This window comes from Geodermatophilus sp. SYSU D00708, assembly GCF_054050115.1.
The window spans coordinates 81,336-97,757 of the sequence record NZ_JBJGYS010000020.1; the positions used below are offsets into that span (position 1 = coordinate 81,336).

Genomic DNA, 16,422 nt, shown 5'->3' on the forward strand with positions numbered 1-16,422 from the left:
TTGGCGAGGTGGTGGTCATGCCGCTCCCTCCGTGGTCGGAAGAGTCGCGTCCGGAAGGAAGGCGAGGCTGCCGGCGTCCATGGCGGTGCTGCCGCCGTCGACGGGCAGCACGGCGCCATGCACGTAGGAGGCGGCCGGGGACAGCAGCCAGGCGATGGCGTCGGCGATCTCGCCGGGTGCGGCGGCGCGCCGCTGGGGAACGGCGGCGGTGACACGCGCGTACGTCTGCTCGAGGTCGAGGCCGAGCGGGCCGCCGAAATCGGCCATCTCCTGGTCCGCCATCTCGGTGCGGACCCATCCCGGAGCCACGCAGTTGACGCGCACGCCACGCGGCCCGAGGTCGACCGCGAGGTCCTGGGTGAACATGTGCAGCCCGGCCTTGCTGGCTCCGTAGGCGACGTAGGCGGGGGCCCCTCGCAGCCCGGCGACCGAGCCGACAGTGACGACCGCCCCGCGACTCGCAACCAGCGCGCCGACGGCGGCGCAGACCATGAGGAACGGCGCGGTGAGGTTGATCCGCAGCGTTTCCTCCCATTCCTCCACCGTCGTCGAGCCGACGGTGCCCAGGTACGCCACACCGGCGTTGAGGACGAGGGCGTCCAGGCCGCCGAACCACTCCTGCGCGGCGGCGACGGCCGCCGCGGCACCCTCGGGGGTGGCCACGTCACCGGGCAGCGCTCGGGCACCGGTGCGAGCGGCGACCTCGTGCAGCGGGCCCGACCGGCGCCCGCAGGCCACCACCTGATCGCCGCGGGAGGTGAGGGCCTCGGTGACGGCAGCGCCGATCCCGGAGCCCGCGCCCGTCACGACGACGACGCTCACGGGGTGCCGCTTGACAGGTCCGTGGAGAAGTCCACGGAGCGCTTGACCGTCGCCCGCGCCCACCCGGCAGCGGCGCACACCGGGATGCCCAGCAGTAGCCACTTTCCCGCACCGGTGCCGCCCAGGATGTCGTAGTTGGCAATCGCCAGGTACAGCACGGTGGCGAAGCCGATCAGGGCGATGGCCGGTGCGACCTTCGTCCGCCAGGCGCCCTCCTCCACCTCGGTGCGAGAGAAGAACGCGAGCATGGCCACGCAGGTGAGGACGAGGACGGCGATCAACGCGACGGTGCCCAGCGCCAGCAGCCAGAAGAAGGTGATGCCGATCGGATCGGCGCCGGCGAGCTCGAACCCGGTCAGCACGAGAATCTCCATCACGCCGATGGCGATGGCAGCCACGGCCGGCGTGCCGTTGCGTGCGGTAGTACGTGCGAGAGACGCGGGGAGGACTCCGGCGCGGCCGAGGGCGAAGAGGTAGCGGGCGAACATGTTCGCGAAGCCGATGAGCATCGCCAGGAAGCTGGTCACGACCAAGACGTCGAGCAGGGTGACGAACCAGCCGCCCACGTACTCGCCGGCCAGGTCGGGAACGAAGGTGCCGGCGGCGAGCTTGTCGCCGGCCTGCTGCTGGACCGCGTCGAGCCCGGCCGCGTTCGACAGGCACCAGGTGGTGAAGGCGTAGAAGATCCCGATGAAGGCGATGGACAGGTAGGCGGCCCGCGGGATGGTGCGGCGTGGGGTCTTGGCTTCTTCGGAGAAGACCACGGTCGCCTCGAAGCCGGTGAAGCACGCGAAGGCGAACAGGAACGCCACGCCGAGCCCGGCATTGAAGACGTTGCCGGGGTCGAACCCCGCCAGGGACGCCCCCGAGGCGCCGCCGCCGTCACCGAGGATCGCCAGGTCCAGAACCACGAAGGTGAGCACCTCGATGGTCACCAGCACACCCAGAACGCGCAGGCTCATGTCCACTCCGCGCGCCGTCAGGGCGGTCACCAGGATGATGGAGAGCAGCAGGATGATCTCGCGGGGGATGTTGAGCCCGAGGCGGACGGACAGCAGCTGCTCCGCGAAGACGCCGTACTGGCTCAACAACCCGCACAGCAGCGACACGTAGCACAGGACGGTCACCCCAGCAGCAGCGGCGCCCGCACGAGCGCCGAGGCCGCGGGCGATGTAGGCCACGAATCCGCCGGCGTTGGTGATGTGCCGGCTCATCGTCACGTAGCCCACGCTGAAGACAGCGAAGAGCAGCGCAGCCAGGAGGAACACCGCGGGGGTGCCCGCCCCCACGGTGGCGAAGACGACGGGAGAACCGCCGACGATCGCTGCCATGGGGGCGACGGCCGCGATCACGAAGAACGCCACGCCGAACACCCCCAGCCGGTTGCGGCGCAGCCCGCTGCCCTCGGCGAGCGCGGTGCCCCCGGCCGGGCCGTGGCCGTGTCCGCCAGGGACGAGGGGCTCGCTCGGCCTTTCAGAGGAACCGGTGTTGACCATCGGGGGTCCTTCCTGCAGAGGCTCGCCCCTGACGGGTCGTGGTGGGCGCAGAGGCGGGTGGGTGGTTCGTTGGGGTTGAGCGGATCGCGGCGCGGCCGGAAGAGTCGGCGCGCTAGTCGCCGGCGACTCTCCTGCGGGAAACTGGCCAGTTGGACAGTGAGCGATGGCACAGAATGGTGCCCGTCACACGCGCACTGGTCAAGTGGACAGCCCCAGTTTCTTGCGACCGCGGTCCACGCGCGTCGACGCGTCCAGTCGGGCCGGTCCGCACCAGCGGATCCAGTTGCGCATTCGAGGTTGCTGCGACCGTCTCGTCACGAGGGCAGAGGGGCCGACCCGCGAGCGGATGCCACCGGCGAGCGCCACGATCGACAGTCGAACGGGCGAGGGGTGGCGGTCGCACAGGCGCGCCGCCTCGACGCACGGGGCGAGGGCGGGCCGGCACCGTTCGGCGTCAGCCGGTGGAGAGATGGGCGTGCGGCCTGCCGCGACCGGCGGCGCAGTGCGTTCTCAGCGCAGGCGGCCGAGCAGCCCACGCAGCCGCTCGAGGGCTCCTTCGGTCGCCACAGTCTCACCGAGGCAGACCTGCTGGAAGACCAGCCCATCGAGCGCCGCGAAAACCAGATGTACCAGGTCCGGATCGTCGGGCAGACCACAGGCTTGCAGCTCGGTGCGCAAAGCCTCCCGATACGCCTGGTAGAGGCGCTCTACGTGGGGGCGGAGGGCCGGTCGCCGGCGCGATTCGAGGATGAGCTCGTACTGGAACACCGCGTCGTCGGTTTCCTGCTCGAACCACGTCTGGACGCCCACGAACAGCGCCTCGACGTCACCACTTCCGGGGGCCGAGCTGAGCGAGGCCACGCCGTGCTCGAGGGAGTACTGCAGGGCCTCTTCGATCAGAGCGTCCCGCGTACCGAAGTGGTGCGCGACGAGCCCGTGGGCCACGCCTGCCTCCGCCGCCACCGATCGGTACGTCAGGTGACGCAGCCCCTGGGTCGCACCCACATGCACTGCGGCGGCCAGTAGCGCGGTCCGCCCCTCGCCGTACCGAGGTCCCTCCCGGTGGGGCGAGGTCCTGGCGACAGTCATGGCGTAGCTCCCGGCGACGAAGTTCCAGTTCGGTGATGCCACAGGTCCGCAGCTGGCTGCGACGAGCCTCCCACGACCACGAGGACGTCCCCGACATCGACCGAGCATGCCCTGGCACAATCTCGCTGTCCACTTGACCAGTTCTGGGAACTTCGTGCATCGTGTGCCAGCGGTCACTCCCGCCCGGAACGTTCGGAGTCCATGTCGGCGGGACCGTCTCGTTCGGCCGCGCTCACCAGTGGATCTCGACCGGCCTCAGCCGCATTCCCTCGACAGGAGTCCCCGTGGACCTACACCTGACGAACCGCGTCGCGCTCGTCACGGGCGGCGCCTCGGGCATTGGGCGCGCCTGCGTCGACGCCCTGCTCGCCGAGGGCGCCCGCGTGGCCGTCCTCGACCGCAGCCCCAACGGCAAGACCGCCGTCGACGGGCTTCGGCGGCGGGGGCTCCCCGTCGAGTTCGTCCAGGCGGACGTCACCGTCGAGGCCGAGGTGGCCGACGCGGTGGCTCTGACCGTCGACTCCTTCGGCCGGCTGGACACCGTGCTCGGCTGCGCAGGCGTCTCCGGTCCGGTCGGGACCCTTGCGGCCGATGTGTCCGAGCGGGACTGGGACCGGGTGATGGCCGTCAACGTCAAGGGCAACTTCCTCGTCGCCAAGCACAGCATTCCCCTGCTGGCCGGAAGTGACGTCGGGACCATGGTCTTCATTGCGTCGGACTCGGCTCTCGTCGGGTTCGAGGGCATGACGCCCTACTGCACCTCGAAGGGCGCGGTCCTCCAGCTCACCCGGGCGTTGTCCGTCGATCACCCTGGCATCCGCGTCAACTGCCTGTGTCCAGGCGTTGTGGACACCCCGATGTCCCGCGCAGACCTCGGCCGCCCGCAGGGCTTTGCGGCGGCCAACCTGCCTGTGATGCAGCCCGAGCAGATCGCGGCGCACGCCGCCTTCCTCGCCTCGCCCGTCAGCGCGCCGATCAACGGGTCACCGATCGTCTCCGACTTCGGCTACGTCGCCCGCTCCGCGCTGCCCCCGTTCGACTTCGACACCCCCTGACCGAATCCACATGGAGGACCTGACATGACCACCACCACCCCCACGTTCAGCTGGGCGAAGGACGACTGGGCGTCGTTGACCGAGATGGCCGACGGATTCGACGAGTACCGCCCACCGCTGTCCGCTGCGCTCGCGGGCCGACGTCTGGAACTGCGATGCCGCGTTCCGGGCGAGGCTGGCACGGACTTCACGCTGATCCACGAGTTCGAGGCCGAGACCCTGCGATGGACGGTGCAGGACGGCGCCGGGACACGCGAGGGGTCCGAGACCTACGAGCTGTTCGAGATGCAACCGGGCCTGTTCTTCCTGCACTACCGACGCAGCGGTGAGGACCACCCGGTCGTCGTCACCATGGCGCTCGACACCGACAGCGGCCAGGCCACCGGCGCCGTCGGCGAACTCGGCCTCCAGCCGGAGCCTCACCTGGCTCGTCAGCGCTGGTTCCAGGGGCAGCTCGCCGGAACCGACGCCACTGGCAACGGTGCGCACGAGCGAACGACCGAGCTGATCGGCCACCGAGTCCGGTACGCCTACAGCAGCGACGACGTCTACGACCACGTCTACCTCAACGAGAACCTGTTCACGTGGCTGTGCCTCGGCGGCGCCGAGCTCGGCGTCGGGGACACCGACAGCGCCACGTACTGGAAGCTGCGGGACGAGACCTATCTGTTCTCCTGGCTGGAGAAGAACGTCGGCGTCGAGGGCATGGTGCTCATCGACCTGGCCGCCCTGCGCACCGTGGGCATCCAGTTCGGCCTCGATCAGCAGAGCGGCGATCTGGTGAACCTGACGATGGGGGCCTACGCGCAGGACTTCGGCCGGGTGCCCGGGGTGGACGAGAGCCGCCCGCGCCCCGCCTGACGGCTCCCCTCACGAGTCGGCGCTGCGGCCGCACCAGCCGCACGCCGGCCGTGGCGCCGTCGACATCATCCCTGACCCGTCGCCGTACCGGTCATCGGAAAGAACCAGGACGGCTCGTGGAGACCGACGTCTGGTCTACGACAGCGTCGAGCAAGCCCAGGCGGCCAACGCGAAGGCCGTCGAGATGCCTGCTGTCGACCGCATCGCCACCGTCACGAGACCGTCTCCACCGACATGGCATGGACGCCCGTGTCGTGACGCCATGCGCTCCGGCGCCCGGGATCCGACGACCTCCGTCGGGGCCCGGGCAGACGGGATACGTCTTCACCACCGAGTTCGGGGAGCCCTGCGATCCCCGCAACGCCTTCCGCGCCCTGCGCGCCGCCGCGACGAAGGCCGGCCTCCCGCACGCCGGGCTGCACACCCTCCGGCACTCGGCGGCCAGCGTGATGCTCACGAGGGGTGTGCCGCTCAAGGTGGTGTCGGACATCCTCGGCCACTCGTCGATCGCGATCACCGGCGACATCTACGGCCACGTCTCCCCCGACGTCGCCCGCCAGGCGATGGACACCCTCGGCGACGCCTTCGACCGGTAACTCACCGCGCAACCACACCGAGCAGCCGTCACCCACCGTGACTGCCGAACCCGTCAGGAACAGCGCCCGCGGCCTCGACCCGGCAATCGCAGCAGCCCGCCGTGGCGAACTCAGGGTCGTCTGATGGTGGTCAAACCGCCTCGGAAAAGCGGTCAGGGGCCGTTCCGGATCTCTCCGGACACGGCCCCTGAGCTGCGGTTTCCCGCTGTCGGGCTGACAGGATTTGAACCTGCGACCCCTTGACCCCCAGTCAAGTGCGCTACCAAGCTGCGCTACAGCCCGAGCGTCGGGCGGCTCGCGCCGCCCGATCGCTGCAGGAGGTAGGTTACCGCACCGCTCCCGCGCCCTGACCCGGAGGTCAGCCGCGCGCCGCGACCGGGGCGTCCGCGTCGGTCAGGACCCGGCGCAGCGCGGCCGCGAACGCCTCCGGCTCCCCGGTCTGGCCGTACTCGCCGCCCAGGAAGCCGCCGTGGTCGCCGGGGAACTCGACCGGCTCCACCCCGATCCGCTCGGCGACGGCCTCCCCGCCCCGGCGGGCCAGCTGGCCCTCGGACCCGGCGCCGACCGCCAGCAGGATCCGCGTGGACGCCGCGCGCAGGGCGGCGAAGTCGTGCTCGTGGGTGGTGCAGCTGATCAGGTTCTGCCCGAGCAGCACGTCGTCCCGCGAGCCGTCGTCCTCGGTGGGCAGGCCGAACGCCGCCGGGTCCGCGGGCGTGGCCGCCCAGTCCCCCGGCACCGGCCCGCGGTGACCCACCAGCCGGATGAACTCCGCCATCCCCGCGCCGAAGCCGCTGCGCCGGTAGACGTCCTCCACGTGACGCGTCGCGGCCAGCGCCGTCTCCCCGTCCGGCAGGGCCGCGATCGCCGGCGGCTCGTGCGCCACGAGGGTGCGGACCTGCTCCGGGTGCCGGGCCACCAGCACCAGCGCGTTGACCGCTCCCCCGCTGCTGCCGAAGACGTCGACCGGCCCGGCGTCCAGCGCGGTGATCAGCCGGGACAGGTCATCGGCGTGCTCCTCGGGCGTGGACCGGTCCGCGCCGTCCGTGCGCCGGCTGCGCTCCACACCTCGCGGGTCGTACGTGACGACCGTGCGGTCGGTGAAGTACCCGGCCAGCGTGCCGAACCCGGCCGCCCCCATCGGGGACCCGACCATCAGCAGCACCGGCCCGGGGCCGGGGCCGGGGCGGACGTCGTAGGTGAGCACGGCACCCGGGACGTCCAGGGTGTGCGTCTGAGCTGTGGTCATGGCCGGCCTCCGGGGTGGGCTGCGAGGGGACTGTCGTCCCTCAGACCGCCGCCGGAGGCCGGACTCATCGGCGCCGGGCTCAGCGCTTCGGCCGCTCGCTCCCCCGGCCCTCGCGCACCTTCACCGAGATCTCGATCGGGGTGCCGTGGAAGCCGAACCGCTCGCGCAGCTTGCGCTCCAGGAACCGCCGATAGCCGGCCTCGAGGAAGCCGGTGGAGAAGACCACGAACCGCGGCGGCCGGACGTCGGCCTGCGTCACGTACTTGATCTTCGGCGCGCGGCCGCTCCGCGCCGGCGGCGGCGTCTCCTGCACCAGCGCCCGCACGTAGGTGTTGAGCTCCGCGGTCGGCACGCGGGTCTCCCAGGAGGCCAGGGCCTCACGCAGGTGCTGGGCGAGCTTGTTGACCCCGCGCCCGGTGGCGGCGGAGATGTTGACCCGCGACGCCCACTTCACCCGGGCCAGGTCGCGCTCGATCTCCCGCTCCAGCTGGCCGTGGCGGTCCTCGTCGAGGGTGTCCCACTTGTTGATCGCCAGCACCAGCGCGCGGCCGGCGTCGACCACCTGGCTGATCACCCGCTGGTCCTGCTCGCTGATCACCTCGTCGGCGGCGAGCAGGACGACGGCGACCTCGGCGGCCTGGATGGCGGCCTCGGTCCGCAGGCTGGCGTAGTACTCCATGCCGCTGGCGGTGTTGACCTTGCGGCGCAGGCCCGCGGTGTCGACGAACCGCCACTCCTCGCCGCCGAGCGTGATGATCGAGTCCACCGGGTCCACGGTGGTGCCGGCCACCGAGTCGACGACCGAGCGCTCCTCCTTGGCCAGCCGGTTGAGCAGGCTCGACTTGCCGACGTTGGGCCGGCCCACCAGCGCCACGCGGCGCGGCCCGCCCTCGTCCAGTTGCTCGCGCGGCGCCTCGGGCAGCGCGTCGAGCACGAGGTCGAGCAGGTCGCCGCTGCCCCGGCCGTGCAGCGCGCTGACCGGCTGCGGTTCCCCGAGGCCCAGCGACCACAGCTCGGCGGCGTTGGCCTCGCTGCGCTCGTCGTCCACCTTGTTCGCCACGACGATCACCGGACGGTCGCTGCGGCGCAGGATGCGGGCCGCGGACAGGTCGGTGTCGGTGGCGCCCACCGAGCTGTCGACGACGAAGACGATGACGTCGGCGGTCTTCATCGCGTACTCGGCCTGGCGGCTGATCGACGCGCCCAGGCCGGCGGCCTTCGGGTCCCACCCACCGGTGTCGACGACGGTGAAGCGCTTGCCGTTCCACAGCGCCTCGTAGGAGATGCGGTCGCGGGTGACGCCGGGCACGTCCTGCACCACCGCGGCGCGGCGGCCCAGGATGCGGTTGACCAGCGTCGACTTGCCGACGTTGGGCCGCCCGACGATCGCCACGACCGGCAGCGGGGCGCCGTTCCCCTCGACGGTCACCGTCGCGCCCCCAGCGCGGAGTGGGCCAGCTCCACCACGCGGTCGACGACGCCCTCGCGGTCGAGGTGCGTGCTGTCGACGACGACCGCGTCGGCGGCCGGCCGCAGCGGGCTGTCCTCCCGGCTGCTGTCGTACTCGTCCCGGCGGCGCAGGTCGGCGGCGAGCGCGGCGATCTCGTCGGCGGTGGTGAGGCCCAGCTGGGCGGCGCGGCGCTGGGCGCGGGCCTCGGGCGCGGCGGTCAGGTACACCTTCAGCGTCGCGTCCGGCAGGACGACGGTGCCGATGTCGCGGCCCTCCACGACGACGGCGTCGGCCGACGCCACCAGCGCGCGCTGCTGGTCGACCAGCCGGCGGCGCACGGAGGGCACCGCCGAGACCGCCGACACCGCGCGGGTCACCTCCGCGCCGCGGATCCGGACGGCGACGTCCACGCCGTCGACCTGCACCAGCTCGGTGTCGGCCGCCGTCCCGACCTCGATCTTGGCCCTGGCGACGACGGCGGCCACGGCCTCGGCGTCCTCGGGGTCGATCCCGGCGTCCAGGACGGCGACGGTCGCGGCACGGTACATCGCCCCGGTGTCGAGGTAGTTCGCGCCCAGCCGGGTCGCCACCGCCCGGGCGACGCTGGACTTCCCCGTCCCCGACGGCCCGTCGAGGGTGATCTGCCCCCGGAAGTCGGCGGTCACTGGGCGATGTCCCGTCGCAGCGCCACCGCACCCCGCAGGTACACGTGCTGGATCTCCGCGCGCGGCCGGGCGGTCTCCACGTGGGCCATCAGCCGCAGCACCCGCGGCAGTGCGTGCGGGACGTCGATCTCGGTGGCGCACATCAGCGGGACGTCGCCGAACCCGAGCTCGCGGGCGGCCAGCGCCGGGAACTCCGAGACCAGGTCGGGGGTGGCGGTGAACAGGATGCTGATCACGTCGTCGTGCTGCAGCTGGTTGCGCTCCATCACGGTGGAGACCAGCTCGCGGGTCGCGTCGAGGACCAGCTCCCGTTTGTCGGCGTCCACCTGGGTCGCGCCACGGATGGCTCGGACGGCCACTACCACTCTCCTCGTTCGACCAGGAGGGCGCGGGTCGCCGCGCCCCTCGGTCGAGTCTAGGTAGCGCCCGCCAGCACCCTCCGGCCGCGCCCGGGGACGCGGGCGCGCCCGGGTCAGGGCACGGGGAAGACCTGCCCGTCGCTCGCCACCGTCACGGGGCCGGCGAACGTGGTGCGGGCAGCCGATGCCCACTGCTCGTCGGTCGCCACGCCGGCCAGGTGGCTGAGCACGAGGTGCCCGGCACCGGCCGCCGCCGCGACCCGGCCGGTGCCCTCCGGGGCGGTGTGGCTCTGGGCGAGGTGGTTGATGAACTCCTCGGTGTAGTCGGGGTTGTCCCGGTAGAAGTCGAGGAAGACCGCTTCGTGGACGAGGACGTCGGCCCCGCGGGCGAGCTCGACGACGTTGGGGTGCTCGGCGGTGTCGCCGGAGAAGGCGATCACCCCGTGCGGGGTCTCGACGCGGAACCCGTAGGACGGGTACACCGGCGGGTGGTCGACGAGCGCCGCCAGGATCCGCACCCGCTCGTCCTCGTACACCACGAACGGGGCCATCGGCGGGGCCAGCGGACCGCGCGGGCCGGCGGCCACCTCGTCGGGCAGCTCGATGTCCTCCCCCACCACCAGGTCGTCCAGCGGCGGGCGGGCCTCGTCGTACACGCGGATGTTGACGTCGTAGGCGAAGGCGCCCAGCACACCGGCCACGGTCTCCCGGGTGCCCGGGGTGGCGGGGGTGACGACGGCCTCGGCCCCCTCGGGCAGCGCGCCGGCACTCCCCGGCCCCACGACCCGGAAGGGACGGGTGAAGCCGTCCACGGGGGCGCCCCAGTTGAACAGCAGGACACCGGGCAGCTCGACGACGTGGTCGGAGTGCAGGTGCGTCAGCAGCACGGCGCGCAGGTCGGACAGCGGCAGCTGCGCCTCCACCGCCTGCCGCACGACGCCCAGCCCGCAGTCGACCAGGTACACGTGCCCGTCGACGACGACGGCACTGGCGATCCCGCGCCGCGGGCTGCGCACCGCCGGCCCCGCGGCCGTCCCCAGCGTGACCAGGGCGCTCCCGGTGGCCGGCAGCGCCTGCCGCGCCGCGTCGGCCGCCGCCGGCGCGGCACCGAGGGTGCTGCCCAGCGCGGAGCCGCCGACGACGGAGGCGCCGGTCAGGAACGACCGGTGGAGGAACGCGCGACGGGTGGGACCTTCGGCGGTCATCGGGGCTCCCCGGACGGACGGCGTCTGGCGACTCCAGGGTCCGAGCGACCCCGGAGGGTGTCAAACGGCGGCCGGGGTGCTCAGCCGAGCGGGCGGATCCCCCACGAGGCCGTCGTGGACTCCCCCGGCTCCAGCCGCCGCACCGCCTCGCCGGTGGCGAAGGCGTTGGGCGGGCAGGTCATCGGCTCCACCGCGAGCCCGCGTCGCCGGCGCGGCTCGGGCACCACGTCACCGGTGAACAGCTGCAGGTAGCCGTAGCCGGCGTCCGCCCAGACCGCGACGCCGCGGCCGTCGGGGGCGACCAGCCACACCTCGGCCAGCCCGTCGGCGCCGCGCGCGAGGTCGGTGAAGCAGGAGTCGACGACGAGGTCCCCGAGCCGGCGTCCGGACCGCAGGTCGTACGGGGTGCCCTCGACCGGCACCGCGCGGGTGGGGATCGCCCGGTCGTCGGTCTCCAGGATCGTCGCGGCCGGGACGGTGAGCGTGCAGTCGTCCAGCCGCGGGCCGGCCAGCACGTACGGGTGGTGGCCCTCCCCGTAGGGCAGCGCGTCGGCGCCCTCGTTGGCGGCGGTGGTGGTCACCCGCAGGCCGGCCGCCGAGAGTTCGTAGCCGACCCGCAGCCGCAGGGTGAACGGGTACCCCGGCCGCGGGAAGAGCACGTGCTCGAGCACGACCCGGTCCTCGGCGCGCTCGACCGCCCGCCAGGAGACGAACTGCACCAGCCCGTGGAGCGCGGTGCCCCGCTCGGGCTCGGTGACCGGCGTCCGGTGCTCCTCGCCGTCCCAGCTGTAGACGCCGTCGCGCAGGCGGTTGGGCCACGGCGCCAGCACGTGCCCGGTGGCGAACCGGGCCGGCTCGTCGACGGGGTAGCCGTCGAGCACCTCCCGGTCCCCCACCCGGTAGGTGCGCAGGCCGCCGCCGACCTCCACGGCGGTGACCTCGGCGTCGCCGCAGCGGAGGACGAACTGCTCCCCGGTGGGCGGGATCACCGCACCCGCTCCGCGGTGAGGTCGCGGACCTCGGCGTAGCGCTCGCGGACCGCCGGCACCGGGTCGGCCTCGTACACCTCCGTGCCGGGGCGGGGCCAGTCCGGTGGAGCCTCGCCGCCGGCCAGCACCCAGGCGGCCTGGCGGGCGGCGCCGTCGGCCACGTACTCCCCCGGCGGCGGCACCAGCACCGGCACGCCGAGCACGGCCGGGGCGATCCGGCGGACCGCCTCCGAACGCGCGCCGCCGCCGACCAGGAACACCCGGCGGACGGGCGTGCCGGTGGCGGCGACGGCGTCCAGACCGTCGGCCAGCCCGCAGAGCAGGCCCTCCACCGCCGCGCGGGCCAGGTGCGCGGGGTCGGCGGTGGCGAGGGTGAGCCCGTGCAGCGCGCCGGTCGAGGTGGGCCGGTCCGGCGTCCGCTCCCCCTCCAGGTAGGGCACGAGCACCAGCCCGCCGGCGCCGGGCGGGGCCGACAGCGCCAGGCGGGACAGCCCGTCGTGGTCGGTGCCGAGCAGCCGGGCCGTCGCGTCCAGGACGCGGGCGGCGTTGAGCGTGGCGATCAGCGGCAGGAAGTGGCCGGTCGCGTCGGCGAACCCGGCGACGGTGCCGGTCGGGTCGGCCGCCGGGGTGGTGGACACGATCGAGACCACGCCGGAGGTGCCGATCGAGCAGACGACGTCCCCGGGCTCGGCGGCCAGGCCGAGCGCGGCCGCCGCGTTGTCCCCGGTCCCCGGCCCCAGGACGGCGCCGCCCGGGGTGCTCGGACCGGCCTCGGCCGGGCCCAGCACCCGCGGGACGACGGCGGTGCGGCCCAGCGCCCGCTCCAGCAGGTCCAGCCGGTACTCCCCGGTGGCCGGCGACCAGTAGCCGGTGCCGCTGGCGTCACCGCGGTCGGTGACCAGGGCGTCGAAGCCCTGCCGGCCGCCGAGCACCCAGGTCAGCCAGTCGTGCGGCAGGCACACCGCGGCCGTCCGCGCGGCGTTCTCCGGCTCGGACTCGGCCAGCCAGCGCAGCTTGCTCACGGTGAACGACGCGACGGGCACCAGCCCGACCGCGTCCGCCCACGCCCGCCGCCCGGCCTCGCCGTCGCCGAGCTCGGCGATCAGCTCCCGGGCGGCCGGCGCGGAGCGGGTGTCGTTCCACAGCAGCGCCGGCCGCACGACCGCGCCGTCCTCGTCCAGGCAGACCATGCCGTGCTGCTGGCCGCCGACGGCGACGCCCGCGACGTCGTCCAGGCCGCCGGCCTCGGCGAGCGCCCGCTCCAGCGCCGCCTCCCACGCGGCCGGGTCGACCTCGGTGCCGTCCGGGTGCGGCGCCCGGCCCTCGCGGACCAGCGCGCCGCTCCCGGCGTCCCGGACGACGACCTTGCAGGCCTGCGTCGAGGTGTCGATGCCGGCGACCAGCGTCGGAGCCGCCATGGGTCAGCGGGCCCCGAGCAGGTGCTCCAGCGCCAGCTGGGACAGCCGCACCACGCCGGCCCCGCGGGCGGCGGCCGCGTCGACGTCGAAGTCCTCGAACGCCGAGCGGTCGGCCAGCAGGTCCTCGTAGGACTCGCCGTCGGCCAGGGTGGGCTCGGCGAGCTCGGCCACGCGGGCGGCCGCCAGCGCCTCGGCCACCTCGGGGTCGGCGCGGAAGGCCTGCGCGCGCTCCTTGAGCAGCAGGTAGGTGTGCATGTTGGCCGCCGCCGAGGCCCACACGCCGTCGACGTCCTCGGTGCGCAGCGGCTTGTAGTCGAAGTGCCGCGGGCCCTCGTAGCGCGGGCCGCCCGACGGGAAGCCGTTCTCCAGCAGGTCGACGGTGGCGAAGGCCGACAGCAGGTCGCCGTGGCCGAACACCAGGTCCTGGTCGTACTTGGGCCCGTGCTGGCCGTTGAGGTCGATGTGGAACAGCTTGCCCTGCCACAGCGCCTGCGCGATGCCGTGGGTGTAGTTCAGCCCGGCCATCTGCTCGTGGCCGACCTCGGGGTTGAGGCCCACCAGGTCGGCGTGCTCGAGGGTGGAGATGAAGCCCAGCGCGTGGCCGATGGTGGGCAGGAAGATGTCGCCGCGCGGCTCGTTGGGCTTGGGCTCCAGGGCGAAGCGCAGCCCGTAGCCGCGGTCGATCGAGTACTGGGCGAGGGTGTCGATGCCCTCGCGGTAGCGGTCCAGCGCCGCCTTGAGGTCCTTGGCGGTGTCGACCTCGGCACCCTCGCGGCCGCCCCACAGCACGTAGGTCGAGGCGCCCAGCTCGGCGGCGAGGTCCATGTTCCGCATGACCTTGCGCATCGCGAAGCGGCGGACGTCGCGGTCGTTGGCGGTGAGCGCGCCCTCCTTGAACACCGGGTGGGTGAACAGGTTGGTGGTCACCATCGGGACGACCAGGCCGGTCTCCTCCAGGGCCGCCCGGAACCGCTTGACGTGGTTCTCCCGGGCGGTGTCGTCGCTGCCGAACGGGATGAGGTCGTCGTCGTGGAAGGTGACGCCGTAGGCGCCCAGCTCGGCCAGCCTGTGCACGCTCTCGACCGGGTCGAGGGCGTCGCGGGTGGCGTCGCCGAACGGGTCGCGCGCCTGCCAGCCGACCGTCCACAGACCGAAGGAGAACTTGTCCTCGCGGGTGGGCTGCACGCTCATGGTGGGGTTCCTCCGGAGGGGCGAGAGGGATTTGTTTCGGTCTAGAACATAAACCACGGACGGGGCTAACCTCAAGAGGTGACCGCCCTCCGGCCGGCGGGCGCGCGTCCGTCGTCGGTGCGCGCGGCCAACCTCGCCCTCGTCCTCCGTACGGTCTGCGCCGCTCCGGAGCCGGTCTCCCGGGCCGGCATCGCCGCCGCCACGGGGATGACCCGCGCGACCGCCTCCCGGCTGGTCGACGAGCTGGTCGCCGGCGGGCTGCTCGACGAGGCCGAGCGGGTGCCGGCGTCCGGGCCCGGCCGGCCGGCGACGCCGCTGCTCCCGGGCTCCGGGGTCGCCGCCCTGGGGCTGCAGGCCGACGCCGGGCTGCTCGCCGCCCGCGTGGTCGACCTGCGCGGCAGAGTGGTCGCCGAGGCCGTGGAGGACGGCGACTTCGGCGGCAGCGACCCGGCGGCCACGCTCCCCCGGCTCGGGGAGCTGGCCGGCGACCTGCTGGCCGGGATGCCCTCCGACCGGGTGCTCGTGGGCGCCGGGCTGGCGCTGCCCGGGATCGTCCGCACCGACGAGGAACTGCTGCTGCGCGCGCCCACCCTCGACTGGTCCGACGTCCGCCCGGCGGACCTGCTCGCCGCCTCCCTCCCGGCGGGGCTGCGCCCGGTCCTCGGCAACGAGGCCGACCTCGCCGCGCGCACGGTCGCCGAGACCGCGCCGGGCCGGCCGGGACGCCGGGACTTCCTGTACCTGTCCGGCCAGATCGGCATCGGTGGGGCCGCCGTCCTCGGCGGGCAGGTGATGACCGGCAACGCCGGCTGGGCCGGGGAGGTCGGGCACGTCTGCGTCGACCCCGCGGGCCCGCCGTGCCGGTGCGGTTCCACCGGCTGCCTCGAGCAGTACGCCGGGCGGCACGCGCTGCTGGCGGCGGCCGGGCTGCCCCCCGACACGCCGGCCGGCGCGTTCGCCGCCCGGGTGGCCGACGGCGACCCGGACGCCGTCCGGGCCCTGGGGTCGGCGGTGCGCGCGCTGGGGGTGGCGCTGGCCGGCGTGGTCAACGTCCTCGACATCCCCACCGTCGTGCTGGGCGGGTACCTGGGCGCCCTGGCCGACCTGCTGCGGCCGGGCGTCGAGGAGCTGCTCGCCGCGCGGGTGCTCTCGGCGCGCTGGCGCCGGCCGACGATCGAGGCCGCGTCCGCCCCGCCCGCCGCCGGGGCCACGGGCGCGGCGCTGCGCGCGCTGTCCGGCGTCCTGGCCGACCCGGCCGGCCTGACCCGCTAGAGCCCGACGGACTCCTGCAGCGCGCCGACCTCGGCGCGGGTGAGCCGGCGGATGGAACCGACCCGCATCCGCTCCAGCTTGACCGGGCCGACGGCGATGCGGGTCAGCCGCGACACCGGCAGCCCGACGGAGGCCAGCAGCCGCCGCACGATGTGCTTGCGGCCCTCGTGCAGGACCACCTCGACCACCGACTGCCCGGCGTGGGTGTCGACCACCCGGAACGAGTCGACCTTCACCGGGCCGTCCTCGAGCTCGACGCCCTGGCGCAGCCGGCGGGCCAGGTCGCGCGGGACGGAGCCCGACACCTGCGCCAGGTAGGTCTTGCGCACCTCGTAGGAGGGGTGGGCCAGCCGGTGGGCGAGCTCGCCGTCGTTGGTGATGAGCAGCAGGCCCTCGGTGTCCTGGTCCAGCCGGCCGACGTGCACCAGCCCCGGCGCGAGGTCGCCGATCATGTCCCCGACGGTCGGCCGGTTGCGGTCGTCGCTCATCGCGGTGATGACGCCGGCGGGCTTGTTGAGCGCGTAGGTGACCCGGTCGTCGCGCAGCTCGATGCGGACGCCGTCGACGGCGACCCGGTCCCGGGGGGGGGGGGCCCCCCCCCCCCCCCCCCGCGCCACCGCGCTGCGGTCGTGCGCAAGCTCGGCGAGGACGGGGCGACCGACGACGTCGGCGACCTCGTCCGCGGACAGCCCGCCGGGGACCGGCCGC

Annotated in this window: 16 protein-coding genes and 1 tRNA gene; 4 read left to right on the forward strand and 13 right to left on the reverse strand. The window is 73.9% G+C overall.

Annotated elements, in window-relative coordinates; genetic code table 11:
- Positions 1-15: 15 nt before the first annotated feature.
- From ACI79D_RS17115 to ACI79D_RS17125, 3 genes are all read right to left on the reverse strand, one after another.
- Complete coding sequence (locus ACI79D_RS17115) at positions 16-822, reverse strand: SDR family NAD(P)-dependent oxidoreductase (protein WP_456919647.1); 807 nt, start codon at positions 820-822, stop codon at positions 16-18.
- A complete protein-coding gene (locus ACI79D_RS17120) occupies positions 819-2,318 on the reverse strand; it encodes an APC family permease (protein ID WP_456919648.1) in 1,500 nt (499 codons plus the stop codon). Before ACI79D_RS17120 ends, ACI79D_RS17115 begins: the two co-directional genes overlap by 4 nt.
- 510 nt (positions 2,319-2,828) lie before the next feature.
- A complete protein-coding gene (locus tag ACI79D_RS17125; RefSeq protein ID WP_456919649.1) occupies positions 2,829-3,515 on the reverse strand; it encodes a TetR/AcrR family transcriptional regulator in 687 nt (228 codons plus the stop codon).
- A 176-nt stretch (positions 3,516-3,691) separates the two neighbouring features.
- On the opposite strand from ACI79D_RS17125, the gene ACI79D_RS17130 reads away from it, so the two are divergent.
- From ACI79D_RS17130 to ACI79D_RS17140, 3 genes are all read left to right on the forward strand, one after another.
- Positions 3,692-4,462, forward strand: coding sequence for an SDR family NAD(P)-dependent oxidoreductase (locus ACI79D_RS17130; RefSeq protein WP_456919650.1), 771 nt, complete (start codon positions 3,692-3,694; stop codon positions 4,460-4,462).
- A gap of 24 nt (positions 4,463-4,486) precedes the next feature.
- A complete protein-coding gene (locus tag ACI79D_RS17135) occupies positions 4,487-5,323 on the forward strand; it encodes a MoaF C-terminal domain-containing protein (RefSeq protein ID WP_456919651.1) in 837 nt (278 codons plus the stop codon).
- 239 nt (positions 5,324-5,562) lie between these two features.
- The gene (locus tag ACI79D_RS17140; RefSeq protein WP_456919652.1) at positions 5,563-5,919 is read left to right on the forward strand and encodes a tyrosine-type recombinase/integrase; all 357 of its coding nucleotides are present in this window, start codon (positions 5,563-5,565) and stop codon (positions 5,917-5,919) included.
- 208 nt (positions 5,920-6,127) lie between these two features.
- Here the strand turns inward: ACI79D_RS17140 and ACI79D_RS17145 are convergent.
- From ACI79D_RS17145 to xylA, 9 genes are all read right to left on the reverse strand, one after another.
- A tRNA-Pro gene (locus ACI79D_RS17145) sits at positions 6,128-6,201 on the reverse strand.
- Positions 6,202-6,277: 76 nt separating this feature from the next.
- Positions 6,278-7,165 (reverse strand): alpha/beta fold hydrolase, encoded by an 888-nt coding sequence (locus ACI79D_RS17150; RefSeq protein ID WP_456919653.1) that lies wholly within the window; start codon positions 7,163-7,165, stop codon positions 6,278-6,280.
- 79 nt (positions 7,166-7,244) lie between these two features.
- The gene (gene der / locus ACI79D_RS17155) at positions 7,245-8,594 is read right to left on the reverse strand and encodes a ribosome biogenesis GTPase Der (RefSeq protein WP_456919654.1); all 1,350 of its coding nucleotides are present in this window, start codon (positions 8,592-8,594) and stop codon (positions 7,245-7,247) included.
- On the reverse strand, positions 8,591-9,280 hold the full coding sequence (gene cmk / locus ACI79D_RS17160) for a (d)CMP kinase (RefSeq protein ID WP_456919655.1): 690 nt from the start codon (positions 9,278-9,280) through the stop codon (positions 8,591-8,593). The genes der and cmk overlap by 4 nt, the downstream gene beginning before the upstream one ends.
- Positions 9,277-9,639, reverse strand: coding sequence for a chorismate mutase (gene aroH, locus ACI79D_RS17165; RefSeq protein WP_456919656.1), 363 nt, complete (start codon positions 9,637-9,639; stop codon positions 9,277-9,279). The genes cmk and aroH overlap by 4 nt, the downstream gene beginning before the upstream one ends.
- A 113-nt stretch (positions 9,640-9,752) precedes the next feature.
- Positions 9,753-10,844, reverse strand: coding sequence for an MBL fold metallo-hydrolase (locus ACI79D_RS17170; RefSeq protein ID WP_456919657.1), 1,092 nt, complete (start codon positions 10,842-10,844; stop codon positions 9,753-9,755).
- 80 nt (positions 10,845-10,924) lie between these two features.
- Entirely contained in the window at positions 10,925-11,833 is a 909-nt protein-coding gene (locus tag ACI79D_RS17175) for an aldose 1-epimerase family protein (protein ID WP_456919658.1), read from the reverse strand.
- Positions 11,830-13,251, reverse strand: a complete 1,422-nt coding sequence (locus ACI79D_RS17180) for a xylulokinase (protein WP_456919659.1) — start codon at positions 13,249-13,251, stop codon at positions 11,830-11,832. Before ACI79D_RS17180 ends, ACI79D_RS17175 begins: the two co-directional genes overlap by 4 nt.
- Positions 13,252-13,254: 3 nt before the next feature.
- Positions 13,255-14,442 carry a xylose isomerase gene (gene xylA, locus ACI79D_RS17185; protein ID WP_456919660.1) on the reverse strand — a complete coding sequence of 396 codons (1,188 nt, stop codon included), beginning with the start codon at positions 14,440-14,442 and terminating at the stop codon, positions 13,255-13,257.
- Positions 14,443-14,520: 78 nt separating this feature from the next.
- Between xylA and ACI79D_RS17190 the strand changes: the two genes are divergently transcribed.
- Positions 14,521-15,714 carry an ROK family transcriptional regulator gene (locus ACI79D_RS17190; protein WP_456919661.1) on the forward strand — a complete coding sequence of 398 codons (1,194 nt, stop codon included), beginning with the start codon at positions 14,521-14,523 and terminating at the stop codon, positions 15,712-15,714.
- On the opposite strand, the gene ACI79D_RS17195 is transcribed toward ACI79D_RS17190, so the two are convergent.
- The coding region (locus ACI79D_RS17195; protein ID WP_456919662.1) for a pseudouridine synthase at positions 15,711-16,422 on the reverse strand (712 nt) is incomplete at its 5' end. The two genes, ACI79D_RS17190 and ACI79D_RS17195, sit on opposite strands and share 4 nt — an antisense overlap.

Excerpts from the sequence above, each read along its gene's own strand:
- xylA (WP_456919660.1), bottom strand. The coding sequence starts at position 14,442 with ATGAGCGTGCAGCCCACCCGCGAGGACAAGTTCTCCTTCGGTCTGTGG.
- ACI79D_RS17140 (WP_456919652.1), top strand. The coding sequence starts at position 5,563 with ATGGACGCCCGTGTCGTGACGCCATGCGCTCCGGCGCCCGGGATCCGA.
- ACI79D_RS17150 (WP_456919653.1), bottom strand. The coding sequence starts at position 7,165 with ATGACCACAGCTCAGACGCACACCCTGGACGTCCCGGGTGCCGTGCTC.
- ACI79D_RS17120 (WP_456919648.1), bottom strand. The coding sequence starts at position 2,318 with ATGGTCAACACCGGTTCCTCTGAAAGGCCGAGCGAGCCCCTCGTCCCT.
- ACI79D_RS17170 (WP_456919657.1), bottom strand. The coding sequence starts at position 10,844 with ATGACCGCCGAAGGTCCCACCCGTCGCGCGTTCCTCCACCGGTCGTTC.
- ACI79D_RS17125 (WP_456919649.1), bottom strand. The coding sequence starts at position 3,515 with ATGCTCGGTCGATGTCGGGGACGTCCTCGTGGTCGTGGGAGGCTCGTC.
- ACI79D_RS17180 (WP_456919659.1), bottom strand. The coding sequence starts at position 13,251 with ATGGCGGCTCCGACGCTGGTCGCCGGCATCGACACCTCGACGCAGGCC.
- ACI79D_RS17135 (WP_456919651.1), top strand. The coding sequence starts at position 4,487 with ATGACCACCACCACCCCCACGTTCAGCTGGGCGAAGGACGACTGGGCG.